This is a genomic window from Blautia sp. TM10-2, assembly GCF_003480845.1.
Taxonomy (GTDB): domain Bacteria; phylum Bacillota; class Clostridia; order Lachnospirales; family Lachnospiraceae; genus Fusicatenibacter; species Fusicatenibacter saccharivorans.
Genome location: NZ_QUJZ01000008.1, coordinates 155861 through 168784, shown reverse-complemented (window position 1 = coordinate 168784; position 12924 = coordinate 155861). Strand labels below are relative to the sequence as shown.

Annotated in this window: 9 protein-coding genes and 1 pseudogene; 3 read left to right on the top strand and 7 right to left on the bottom strand. The window is 49.3% G+C overall.

Features of this window, described 5'->3' with window-relative positions; translation table 11 throughout:
• Window positions 1-310 precede the first annotated feature (310 nt).
• From DXD92_RS09955 to DXD92_RS09945, 3 genes and pseudogenes are all read right to left on the bottom strand, one after another.
• Window positions 311-1102 carry a shikimate kinase gene (locus DXD92_RS09955; RefSeq protein WP_117761637.1) on the bottom strand — a complete coding sequence of 264 codons (792 nt, stop codon included), beginning with the start codon at window positions 1100-1102 and terminating at the stop codon, window positions 311-313.
• A gap of 292 nt (window positions 1103-1394) precedes the next feature.
• Window positions 1395-3434 (bottom strand): diguanylate cyclase, encoded by a 2040-nt coding sequence (locus tag DXD92_RS09950; RefSeq protein ID WP_330427580.1) that lies wholly within the window; start codon window positions 3432-3434, stop codon window positions 1395-1397.
• 191 nt (window positions 3435-3625) lie between these two features.
• Window positions 3626-3862, bottom strand: a pseudogene (locus DXD92_RS09945) (TIM-barrel domain-containing protein); the annotation flags it as partial.
• Window positions 3863-4118: 256 nt separating this feature from the next.
• On the opposite strand from DXD92_RS09945, the gene DXD92_RS09940 reads away from it, so the two are divergent.
• A complete protein-coding gene (locus DXD92_RS09940; protein ID WP_022462381.1) occupies window positions 4119-5333 on the top strand; it encodes a GNAT family N-acetyltransferase in 1215 nt (404 codons plus the stop codon).
• A 67-nt stretch (window positions 5334-5400) separates the two neighbouring features.
• Here the strand turns inward: DXD92_RS09940 and DXD92_RS09935 are convergent, their stop codons facing one another.
• Both DXD92_RS09935 and DXD92_RS09930 read right to left on the bottom strand, forming a co-directional pair.
• Window positions 5401-6627, bottom strand: a complete 1227-nt coding sequence (locus DXD92_RS09935; protein ID WP_117802377.1) for a dicarboxylate/amino acid:cation symporter — start codon at window positions 6625-6627, stop codon at window positions 5401-5403.
• A gap of 162 nt (window positions 6628-6789) precedes the next feature.
• On the bottom strand, window positions 6790-8121 hold the full coding sequence (locus tag DXD92_RS09930) for an MATE family efflux transporter (RefSeq protein ID WP_117804950.1): 1332 nt from the start codon (window positions 8119-8121) through the stop codon (window positions 6790-6792).
• A gap of 212 nt (window positions 8122-8333) precedes the next feature.
• On the opposite strand from DXD92_RS09930, the gene rfbD reads away from it, so the two are divergent.
• Window positions 8334-9179 carry a dTDP-4-dehydrorhamnose reductase gene (gene rfbD / locus DXD92_RS09925; RefSeq protein ID WP_117509864.1) on the top strand — a complete coding sequence of 282 codons (846 nt, stop codon included), beginning with the start codon at window positions 8334-8336 and terminating at the stop codon, window positions 9177-9179.
• Window positions 9179-10477 (top strand): dicarboxylate/amino acid:cation symporter, encoded by a 1299-nt coding sequence (locus DXD92_RS09920; RefSeq protein WP_022462385.1) that lies wholly within the window; start codon window positions 9179-9181, stop codon window positions 10475-10477. Before rfbD ends, DXD92_RS09920 begins: the two co-directional genes overlap by 1 nt.
• A gap of 150 nt (window positions 10478-10627) precedes the next feature.
• On the opposite strand, the gene DXD92_RS09915 is transcribed toward DXD92_RS09920, so the two are convergent.
• Window positions 10628-11131: an NUDIX hydrolase gene (locus DXD92_RS09915; protein ID WP_117804932.1), complete on the bottom strand. Its 504-nt coding sequence runs from the start codon at window positions 11129-11131 to the stop codon at window positions 10628-10630.
• A gap of 74 nt (window positions 11132-11205) precedes the next feature.
• The gene (locus DXD92_RS09910) at window positions 11206-12909 is read right to left on the bottom strand and encodes a proline--tRNA ligase (RefSeq protein WP_022462387.1); all 1704 of its coding nucleotides are present in this window, start codon (window positions 12907-12909) and stop codon (window positions 11206-11208) included.
• Window positions 12910-12924 lie beyond the last annotated feature (15 nt).

Here is a 12924-nt window from a genome sequence, read left to right as displayed (position 1 = left end):
ATGTCTGCACACGGGCCATTGTTTTTCATATAATTATCCTGAATTTTTTCTCTTATTCGGACAATAGCACGAAATAATACCTTGTTTTTTCAATCTTTTCACGTGATTTTAGCCCAACTTTTATCAGAATATCGAAAAATATCTTTTTTGTCAATCTTTTTTCCTACACATTTTGTATTTTTTAAGTGCGCAACAATTCGGTATCAAAAGGAAAAGAAGGAGGCTGCCGTCGCACACAGCATTCTCCTTCTTCTTTTTCTTTCTTTTTCTTGCTTTTTCTTGCTTCTTCTTTTTCTTTGCTTTTTCTCTTTTATTCCGCTTTTGCATCCATCTGCCGCAGGCTGTGGATCAGCTCCTCACAGATCTCCAGCTCGCTCTTTCCGTCCGTCTCGATGATAATGTCGGCTGCGGCCTCATATTTCTCACGGCGCTTGCTCATCAGATCTGCGATAAACGGAACGGTTTTGTTGTTCTCGATCAGCGGTCTGTCGTGGCTGTCTTTGACACGGTCTAAAATCGTCTCCGGCTTTGCAGTCAGAAGAACAACGCGGCCGTTCTTTTTCATCTCCGCAACGTTGCACTCACGCATCGGAGTTCCGCCGCCGCACGAAATGACAACGTTTGTTCTCGACTGCATTTCAATCAGAAGATTCGTCTCGCAGTCACGGAAATACTGTTCGCCGTAAGTCTCAAAAATATCGGAGATGCTCATACCGGCACGCTCTGCGATGATCTGATCCATCTCGATGATATCCATGGCAAACACGGTTTTGAGATAATCGGAAATGGTGCTCTTTCCGGCTCCCATGAAGCCAATCAGTACAATATTATAATTGAACAGCTTTCTTGCCTGAATCTTTTTACTGTTTCTTGTGATGCTCTCGAAAACATCCGCCACTTCGTTTTTATGGCGTTTTTCCTGCATCCGGCGTTCCAGCCATTCCTTCTGTTTTGCTTCCTGCTCCGGCTGGAGAATCGGCACGTTATTTGCTTCTTTATATACCATAATGTCCTCGACAATACGGTTTCTCATCAGCAGCGCATCCAGAATAATCTCATCGCACTGTCCAAGGCTCTCTCGTAATACTTCCAACTGATTCATGATATTTATCCTTTCCAGACTTGTGTGTACTTGTTCGCACAGCCCTCTTCCGGTATTTTTGTCGTATTTTTTGACATTTTCTGTTATTATAGCAGTTGTCCTCCGGAATCACAACAAAAATTTGCACAAAGGTGCGAAAAGCCCATGGAATCTTTTCAGAAATCCATGGGTTTTGGTATATTTTTATTTAAGATCGTCTTTCGAATCCGCATGATACCTGTTCTCCCAGGCATCTTCTGTGGATAACTTCTCATCAGAGTTCAGAAAACTCAGCTCTGCCCCCCCCCCGATTTCAGATTTTTTTCAGCTTTTCAATCTGAATCGAAGTCTGTTTTTCTTCGGATATGGTGTTCAGCTCCTCGCAGATGGCATCTTTGATATCGAGCAGACACTCGAGCATCAGCGGGCTGAAGGCACCGCACTCGCCGTTCAGGATCATCTCGATGGCTTTCTCGTGCGTGTATGCCGATTTGTAGACACGCTCGCTTGTCAGCGCATCGTAAACATTGGCAATTGATACAACCTGGGCTGCAATCGGGATCTCCTCACCTTTTAAGCCGTCCGGGTAACCCTTTCCGTCGTACCGCTCATGATGCCAGCGACAGATCTGGTACGCAATCTGTACCAGCTTCTCGTCCTGATACAGTTCCAGGCTCTTCAGCATGGACGCTCCGATCAGGGTATGTTTCTTCATCTCCTCGAACTCTTCTTTCGTCAGCCTTCCCGGCTTATTTAAAATGTTCTCGTCAATGCCCATCTTTCCGATATCGTGCAGCGCGGATGCCGTTGTGATCATCAGCTGATCGGACCAGCTTAAGTGGTAGCGGTCTGTCTTCTGTACCAGACGCTCGAGGAGCATACTGGTCAGAACGTTGATGTGGTGGACATGAAGTCCGCTCTCGCCATTCCGGAATTCCATGATATGACTCAGGATACTGATCATCATCTGATTGTTTTTCTCTTTTTCGTAAATCTGCTCGGTGACGAGCGTCACGAGACGGCGCTGTTTTGCATATAATTTGATCGTATTGAAGACACGCTGGTAAACAACTTTTGCATCAAACGGACGACTGATATAATCGGATACGCCCTGCTCATACGCACGGCGCACAAATGTGGTGGAATCCTCGCTCGATATCATGATGACCGGAACCTCTTCGATCCAGTGGTTGCGGTTCATGTAGTCAAGCACTCCGAAACCGTCCATGCCCGGCATGACGATATCCAGAAGGATCAGCGCAAGGCCTGTTCCGTATTCTTCCAGCAGACGCAGGCACTCTTCGCCGGTGGAAGCCTCGATGATATCGTATTCATCCTGCAGAATCTCCGAGAGGATGATACGGTTCATCTCGGAATCATCCACGATCAGGATGCGCTGTTTTTCTCTGCGGTTTTCCTGACGGACAACATCGTCCTGACAACCCAGGATCTGGTCTTTCTCGGTGACAACCATGTTTTTCCGTTGTTTTGCAAGATACATCAGCTGGTCGGCACGCATCGCAGCTTCGCCGATCGTCTCATCTCTTGTCAGAACACCTCCTACGCTGACGGAAAGACGCATCTTCGAGTAGCCCGGCACCTGTGCCTCATGGATCTGTGACTGAATCTGTTTTAATTTCTGTACAAAGTTTTCCTCATCCATCTCCGGCAGAACCAGCAGAAATTCGTCTCCTCCTAAGCGGATCAGACGGTCGGTACGTCGGGTGCAGCGCTTGACGGTCTTTACAATGGTGTCAAGCGCCATATCTCCGGCATTGTGGCCGTATGTATCGTTGTATAATTTGAAATCATCGAGATCGATCATGGCTACGCCGCAGCAAAAGCTGGCGTCCCGGATCTGGTCTTCGAAGTAGCGGCGGTTGAATACTCCGGTCAGCGCGTCACGATACAGCTCTTCGCTGTAGCTGTTCAGCTTGCTTACCAGATTCTGGCGTCCTTCGGAGTCCATCAGTGTTTCATCGTCGAGACGGTTGATCATCTCGATCACGCATGGTTCTCCTTCGATCTCCACGTATCTTGCAATGACCTGATACACATTCGACGCAATGCATTCCATTTTTGATTTCTGCGATTTCTCCCGCAGGGCTTTTTCGGAAATACAGTTAAGGCACGGCATCGCTTTGTTCCATACTGCGTAGCATTCACACAGCTTGCCATTCTCTTCATCGATAATAAAATCTCCGATCTCATCCGGACGGAGAACCCGCACATACATGAAAATATTCTTCAGATGTTCCACCAGACGTTCTGCCTGTTTCTGTGTCATCTGAACATCCTTAGAAGGCTCTTTCTTATTTATTTTTTCACATTCCGGCAATTCGGTCTGATTCATCTGTTTCCCTCTCTTCTCCCCGGTACACACAAAACTTCATTACCCCTTTGTGTGCTTCCGCGTTTTGCTACATTTTCCCATTTTAATTACAGTTATACATAATAGTGTAACGATTGTTTCCCGTTTCGTCAAGAAAAAAGTGTACAAAAACCGTCCTGTAATGGAAATTTATTCAAAAAAACCGACCGGTTTTACGCGGTCGGTTTTTTCTTCTTATCATAGAAGACACGGCTGTATAACTGCGGATAGATGTTGCTGCAGGAGAGCGCCGGTCCTTCAATATAGCGGTAATGATCGAAATCGTAAACACCGTAATCCGGCTCGGAGTTATCCAGCCAGAAAGCATTGATGCCGTAATCGTAGTAGTTCTTCTTGCATACGTCCCAGACATATTTTCTTGTCTCCGGATTGAACACGTCGATCTCAACGCAGTCACCCTGGAAATCGTATGTCTACTTTTTCGCGCAGACTATCCCTGTATGTTTTTCATTTTATTAGATTTTTTTGTCTGTTTCTTGAAGTTTTTATCCGATTTCTAACACTATTTTGATCTTTTTACCAAATTTGCGGAATGGGCTTTATTTTTAACTGCACAAATTCCATTTCTTATGATAGAATATTTACGAAAAAATAAAGTATCTGATTCACTATACTTTGATTCACAATAAAATGAGGGAGTAATCCATGATTCAAACGAAAGATTCGAACTTAACCTTCCGCCCGCTGACCATCGACGACGCAGAGCAGTACAATGCACTTCTGCGCTACGCCTTTCAGGTTACAGAGCAGGAGCTTTCCGAAAGCGGATGGAAAGACGATGAAATCAAGCAGTCCAAATTCCCGGTTCTCGTCCGTGCCGATGTGCTCGGCTGTTTCTGCGAGGAGGATCTGGTATCACAGTTCGCGGTTTATCCGCTGGACATGAATATCTACGGTGTCCGCTATCCCGTCGGTTTTGTCACCAGCGTCTGCACCTACCCGGAATACACCGGCCAGGGCATCATGAAAAAGCTGATGATCCGGAGTCTCACGCGCATGCGGGAAAACCACCGTTCCTTTGCGCTTCTCTATCCCTACTCTATTCCGCTCTACCGGAATCTCGGATGGGAAATCATTTCCAATAAGATGACGTACACCATCAAGGACACGCAGGTGCCGCGGAAACTCAAAGCCCCTGGCTATGTGCGCCGCGTAGCATGGGATGACAAGGATTTTAAGGAACTACATACCAAATTTGCTTCGAAGACGCACGGCTGCCTCTACCGCAACAATCTGGCGTGGGAAGAATATTTCCGCTGGGATGAGGATGATACCGTCGTTGCGATCTACTATTCCGCTGATGATGTGCCGTACGGCTACATGGTCTATCTGATCAGCTCCGATATCATGCATATCAAAGAGATGATCTATCTGAACCGCGAAGCGCAGCTGGGACTCTGGGAGTATATTCATGCGCACGATTCCATGATCGATGAGGTCAAAGGAAATAACTACTACAGTGAACCCATCGCGTTCGAGCTTGAGGACAGCGATATCAAAGAAACGATTCGCCCGTACTCGATGGGGCGTATCATCGATGTCGTGCAGTTTATGGAACATTACGCCTGCGACCCGGACGAGCCGGATGTGTGTATCCGTTTTGAGATCGAGGATGAGCTGCTTCCGTGGAACAATGACAGCTTCACATTCTTCTTTGAAAAAGGACACTGTGTGCCGACCGACCGCGAGCCGGACCATGTGATGAAAATGACGATCGCATCGCTCACGACACTGCTGCTCGGCTACAAGACGGCTTCCAAGCTGTATGAGATGGCGCGCATCGAAACGACGCCACAGACTGTGGAATGCCTGGACGACCTGCTCTTCCACCATATTCCATATGTTTCGGACTATATTTAATTTATTTTACGCATTGCAAAAGAGGGACTCCCGTGAAAGGAATCCCTCTTTTTCTATGTAACATTTTTTAGTTTTCTTCCAGTTTGATTTTCTCCTGCAGCACAACGCAGCCTGCCATATCGCCGATGACGTTGACGCATGTGGCACCCATGTCACACAGTGTATTGATACTGATGTAAACGCCCATGACGCCGGCCGGAAGACCTGCCATCGTGGCGAGTGCTGCGAACGATGCGATCGCACCGCCCGGGATACCCGGTGTTCCGACAGAAAGCAGGACGTTGGCAAGCAGAATGATCACCATCATCGAAATGCTGACGCTGATGCCGCAGGCATTTGCGAAGAACATGATCATAAACGACATCAGGATCGATACCGCATCCATGTTGACGGTGGCACCGAGCGGGATTGCGATACTGCTGATCTGGTTCGAAACGCCGAGTTCTTTCTCGACACAGCGCTTGCTGATTGGGATCGTCGCGGAACTGGAACATGTTCCGAATGCATTCAGGGCTGCCGGCATGATCGCCTTAAAGAACTTGACCGGACTCGTCTTTCCGATGAGTTTTACAGCGCCGCCGTAGACGACGATCGCAAATCCATAGAATGCCACATACAGAATGATGAGCTGGGTTGCCAGGGAAACGATGGTTTTGGTTCCGTTTGCCTCGACAACCGGCACGATCGTACAGAAGACACCGATCGGGGTGAAGTACATAACGGTGCTGATGACTTTTAAACAGACCTCATTCAGGGAGTCGATCACGTTTAAGAGCGGCTGTCCCTTCTCTCCGACCGCAATCAGCGTAAAGCCGACAACGACAGCGAACACGAGTACCTGGAGCATGTTGCCCTCCGCAAATGCTTTCACCGGATTGGACGGAATCAGGTTTTTGATCGTGTCGAGGATGCTGGTCATCTCGGTCGCCTGGATATCGGAAGTTGCCATCTCAAAATGGACTCCCTTTCCGAGGCGGATCAGTCTTGGAATGATAATGCCGACTGCACTTGCAATCGCGGTGGTGCACAGGAAGAAAATCATCGAGTAGCCGGTGATCTTACCTGTCGTTTTTGCATTTCCGATGCTGCAGATGCCCATGACAATTGAGCAGAATACCATCGGGAAAATCATCATATTCAAGGCGTTCATGTAGATGCCGCCGATGACGCCGGTTACGGTCAGAATCGGCGTAAAGCGGTCCGCCAGAAGAAGTCCGGTTAAGATACCGAGAAGCAGTCCGGTAAAGATCGCACCTGTAATATGCTTCTGATACCATGCATAAAACTTTTTCATATGTTCTCTCTTCTCTCCTTTTTCACAGAGTAAGAGGCAGGTGTCCCTGTATCTTCTACCTGCCTCTTCGCATACAGTCATCTTATCACACAACCGCGGATAATTCCACCTAAAAATGGATTTATCCGCGGTTTTTCTGGCTTTTTGTCTTTTTTCTCTTTTTTATACGGCTGCTGCCCGGCTGTAGACTTTCTTCCGCATAATCAGATAGCAGATCACCTGCATGATAATCGTGATGATCCACGATCCCGGATACGAAATGAACAGCACATACAGCGAGCGGTGCTGCGGGAAAATGCCGAAGATCCACACGATTCGCGTTCCGACCGTTCCGATGACGGACAGAATCATCGGCACCGCCGAGCATCCCATACCGCGCAGGGCTCCCGGGAAGAGGTCCATGATGCCGCAGAGGAAATACGGAACCGTCGTGATCGACAGAATTTCCATACCGCAGCGGATAACCTCCGGGTCCCCGGTGTAAATCTGCAGGATTTCCGTACCGAACAGATACGCGCCGCCACCCATCACCAGTGCGATGCCGCTGGAGAGAATCAGGCAGTCGATCAGCACCTTATCCATTCGTTTGTATTTTCCGACACCGTAGTTCTGGCTTGTGAAGCTCATGCACGCCTGGGTGACGGAGTTGACTGAGGTGTATAAAAATCCCAGCACATTGTTGGCCGCCGTGTAGCCTGCCATTGCAATCGAACCGAAGGAATTGACGGATGACTGCAGCAGCACGTTCGAGAAGTTGATGACGGTACTCTGAATACCCGCCGGGATGCCGACCTGGAAAATCGGGATGATGTAATCCTTTTTCAGGCACAGCTTCGAGAACCGGAGCTGATAACTTCCCTCGCTCTTATAGAGGCACCGCAGAACCAGCACGCAGGAGATCGCCTGCGAAACCACCGTTGCAATCGCCACACCTGCCACGCCGAGACTGAACACGATCACGAGGAACATATTCAGACCAGCGTTGATCACACCCGATACAATCAGGAAATACAGCGGCCGCTTCGTGTCGCCGACGGCACGCAGAATCGCCGCACCGTAGTTGTACAGCATGAAAAACGGCATTCCCATAAAGTAAATTCTCATATACAATGCCGACTGATCAATGACATCCGCCGGTGTATCCATCAGCTCCAGCGCGCCTTTTGCAAAAAATACGCCCACAAACGCCATCACAACGCCGCTGATCAGCGCCAGCATGATCGATGTATGTACCGTTTCCGACATCTCCCGGTCGCGCCCCGCCGCATAATACCGCGCCGCCAGTACATTCGCACCGAGTGAAATTCCCATAAACAGGTTGATGAACACGTTGATGAGTGCCGTTGTCGATCCGACAGCCGCAAGCGCCTGGCTTCCGCTGAACCGTCCGACTACAATAATATCAACCGCATTGAACATGAGCTGTAAAATTCCCGACACCATCAGCGGCAGCGAAAAGGAAATCAGCTTATCCATAATCGTGCCGTTGCACATGTCGATTTCATATTTGTTCTTTTTCAAAAATACTCCTCCTTCTTTTGTAGCAGATATGCAGTCTTACACTGCAGACATATACAGAAATGATACCACTTTTTTCCGGTTCTGCACAGAGACTTTCCATAATTTATTGACTTCTGTAAAGTCCACAGGTAAAATAAATACAATTACAGTTTTTCTGTATATAAATCAAGGACAGGAGAGAACCTATGAAAAAAATATGGATTACAGGTGCCGAAGGCCACATCGGTACTGCCCTTCTGGAACTGCTGGAGGGTGTGGAATATCAGCTTCTTCCAACGGATATTCACGAGGTTGATATTACCAAAATCGATGAAGTCACACAGTTCGTTTATGTCAACCGTCCCGACGTTATCATCAACTGCGCCGGTATGACCGACGTTGCCGAGTGTGAAAAAAACATCGACGAAGCCTATCGTGTCAATGCCATCGGTGTGCGCAACGTAGCGCTTGCCGCCAATGATATCGACGCAAAGGTTATTCAGATCTCAACGGATGACGTTTTCGACAAGGAATCCCGCATCCCGTACAACGAGTTTGATACCGTGCATCCGCGTACGATCTACGGAAAATCAAAAGAGGCCGGAGAGAAAATCCTGACACAGCTTTTGAACCGCTTTGTCATCATCCGAAGCTCCTGGATTTACGGGATCGGCCGCGATTTTGTGGACGAAGTACTCCGCAATGCGGCAAAGGGCGGCACGATGGAGGTTCCAAACAACCAGTATGCGGCTCCGACCAGTGCTTTTGAGCTTGCGCGCGTGATCTGCCACTTTATCGACAGCGAGGAGTATGGTCTGTACCACGTTGTCTGCCCCGGAAGCTGCAGCCGCTATGAGTTTGCAAGAACCATCCTCGAGTATACCGGAAAAACCGGTGACCTTGATCTCTACCCGGTTGTCGCACGCGATGATGTCCGCCCGACCTATTCTGTTCTGGACAACATGATGCTCCGCCTGACCGGTATTCCTGAGCCGCTCGACTGGAAAACGGCACTGAAAGAATATCTCGAAGAAACCGGAGGAATCGAATAATGGTCCGAAACAGAAAAGAAACAACGGAAAAGTCAAAAAAGAAGCCCGGGCTTTCCACCCAGATTTTTATTGCCCTGCTGGCCGGTGCGCTGCTCGGCGTGGTGATTCACTATTGGATCCCGTCCAGCTATATCAAGGACACCGTCATCGTAGAAGGTGTGCTGTATGTCATCGGACAGGGCTTTATCCGCCTGATGCAGATGCTTGTCGTACCGCTTGTCTTCTGCTCCCTCGTCTGCGGAAGTATGTCCATCGGAGACAGCAAAACCCTCGGAAAGGTCGGCGTAAAAACGATCGGCTTTTACCTTGTTACCACAGCACTTGCCGTCTGCATCGCACTTGGAACCGCCCTGCTCATTCACCCGGGTCTCGGACTTAACATGAGTGCGGTTCAGAAAGCCGACCTGTCCTCGACAGCAGCAGATTCCAGCGTCAGCCTGGTGGATACACTGCTCAACATCATCCCGAAGAACCCGATTGGTTCCATGGCAAACGGCGATATGCTTCCCATCATCGTATTCGCCCTGTTTGTCGGCGTAATGCTGGCAAAGCTCGGAAACCGCGCTTCGGTCGTTTCCAACTTTATCAGCCAGTTTAACGATGTCATGATGGAAATGACCATGACGGTCATGAAGGTGGCCCCGGTCGGCGTTTTCTGTCTGATTGCACGTACCTTTGCAACGGTCGGCTTTTCTGCGTTCGCACCGATGCTGAAATACATGGGAAATGTAACACTGGCGCTGGCACTGCAGTGCTTCGTCATTTATCAGGTTCTTCTGTTCGTATTCACACGGCTGAATCCGATTAAATTCGTGAAGAAATTCCTTCCGGTTATGGGATTTGCATTTTCCACCGCAACCTCCAACGCGACAATCCCGATGTCGATTGATACACTGAACAAAAAGATGGGTGTCTCGAAGCAGATTTCTTCGTTCACCATTCCGCTCGGCGCAACCATCAACATGGATGGTACCTCCATTATGCAGGGTGTCGCTGTCATCTTCATCGCAGAGGCGTACGGTATTCATCTGACCCCGGCAAACCTCGCAACGGTTGTTGTTACCGCAACACTGGCTTCCATCGGTACCGCCGGTATCCCAAGCGTCGGACTTGTTACCCTGGCTATGGTACTGAATTCCGTCGGACTGCCAACGGAGGGTATCGCTCTTATCATGGGTATCGACCGTATTCTCGATATGCTGCGTACCGCCGTCAACATCACAGGCGATGCTGTCTGCACAACGATTGTCAGCCATCAGGAAAAGGCGCTCAACCGCGAAGTGTTCAATCGCGATTAACCGCAAGGAACCGCTTACGCGCTTACGAAAAGCCCTTTTCAGGCATGCCTACGGCAAGAAAGAATCCTGTAAATTACAAAAACGCGTTCCCGTTTTCGGAAACCCCTGTGGTTTCCGGCGGGAACGCGTTTTTATTATCTTATTTCTCTGTTACAGTTCAAATGCCTGGCGGATGCTGTCGTAATGCAGGAATTTACCTTCTGCGGCGTACCCTTTGATTTCGTCCAACGTAGCAAAACGGTAGCCGTCTGTTTCTTCCTCCTGAAGATGGAGATCTTCGTCTTTGACATCCATCACGAAGCGATAGACATCGACAAAGTAATTGTCTCTCTCATCCGGGTTGATGCGCCGGTAGGTAAAGAGATAACCGCCGTCAGCCTTGCTCACATCGAGTCCGGTTTCCTCTCTGACCTCACGGCGCACGGCCTCCCAAGAGCTCTCTCCTGCCTGTGCCGCGCCGCCGGAAACCTCCCACCAGCCCGGTGCCCAGGCTTTCGTCATGACACGTTTTGTGATAAGGAAGGTTCCGTCCGGTCTTGCGATTACGCCGAGCACCGTCAGGTGAAACTCGTCCGGCTTCATATGCCAGTCATTCCGCTTCATCGTGCGGCCGGTCGGCTGTTTGTTTTCATCATAGATATCCCAGAGTTCCATATCGTGTTTTCTCCTGTCGAACTTCTTCCGAACCCCATCGCGATTTTTCTTCCCTTTCGCATGGTTCTGAATCATTACAGATACTGTTTAATCTCTTCCATCACATTTTCCAGCGGAATCTGTGTTTTCAGAGTCTTATCGCGGGATGCAACCTCGACAACGCCCTGTTTCATATTTTTCGGGCTTACGATGATGCGAAGCGGAATGCCGAGCAGGTCGGCATCGGCAAACATTACGCCGGCTCTGACGCTTCTGTCGTCGTAGATCACTTCGATGCCTGCGTTCTGCAGATCCTCGTACAGCTTGTCCGCGTATGCTCTTACTTCCTCGTCATCGACGCGGACCGCACAGAGGTGTACCTGCCACGGAGCGATAGCTTTCGGCCAGATCGGGCCGTACTCATCGTGATGTGCCTCGCAGACCGATGCTGCCAGACGGCCGACACCGATACCGTAGCATCCCATGATCGGGGTCTTGCTCTCGCCGTTTGCATCGACATAGGTCATATTCATGGATTTTGTATATTTGGTTCCAAGCTGGAAGATATTTCCGACCTCGATACCCCTGGAAATCTTCACGGTCTTTTTGCCGCATTTCGGGCAGATGCCGCCCTCCTGGATTTTTGCAAAATCGTGATACTCGGCATTCGGAACGTCGCGCTCCATGTCGAGTCCTTTGTAATGATGCTCTGCCTCGTTGGCTCCGCAGGAAAGGTTGTTTCTTCCCTCGAGGGATTTATCATAGAGAACAACGGCATCTCCGTTCACCTTCAGGTTCACAGGTCCGATATAGCCTGCGTTCAGTCCGCATTCTTCGGTGATCACGGCTGCGTGAACCTGCTCGCCGAGGAAGTTGACCAGCTTCGTCTCGTTGACTTCGAGATCACCGCGGATGAAAAGGACAACGTATTTATCATCAACATTCTGCTGATAAACAACGGCTTTGCAGGAGTTCTTTGTCTCGTCTCCGAAGAAATTGCAGACGTCTTCAATGGTGTGGACGTTCGGTGTATAAACCTTTTCGAGTGCAGCGGATTCTGCGTCTCTTGCGATATCGGAAATGTTCTCAGCTGCCTCCATGTTGGCTCTGTAATCGCAGGAATCACACAGAACGATGGAATCCTCTCCGACCGGAGTCAGAAGCATGAACTCATGGGAGATGTTTCCGCCCATCATACCGGAATCGGATTTGACAGATACCACCTCCGGCACGCCGACACGCTCGAAGATGCGCTCGTATGCTGCGTGGCATTTCTCGTAATACTGCTCCAGATCTTCCTGGCTGGTATGGAAGGAGTAAGCATCCTTCATCGTAAACTCACGCACACGGATCAGTCCGGCTCTCGGACGGGCCTCATCACGGAATTTTGTCTGGATCTGATAGATCATAAACGGATATTTGGTGTAGCTCTGTGCATACTCGCGTACAAGGTGTACGGCTGCCTCCTCGTGGGTCATGCCGAGTACCATTTTGGCATTGTTGCGGTCGGTGAAACGCAGCAGTTCATCGCCGATGCTATCGTAACGGCCGGACTCATCCCACAGAGAAGCCGGCATGACAACCGGGAACTGCACTTCCTGGCCGTCGATTTTGTCCATCTCCTCGCGCAGGATCTGCTCGATTTTGCGCACAATGCGGCGCAGCGGCAGATAGGAAGAATAGATTCCGTTTGCCATATATTTGATGTATCCGCCTTTTACCATAATAGCATGGCTGTCGATGACACAGTCAGCAGGTCTTTCTTTGAAGCGCTCTCCTACTAATTTTTCAAGTTTCATTTTCTGATTTCCTCC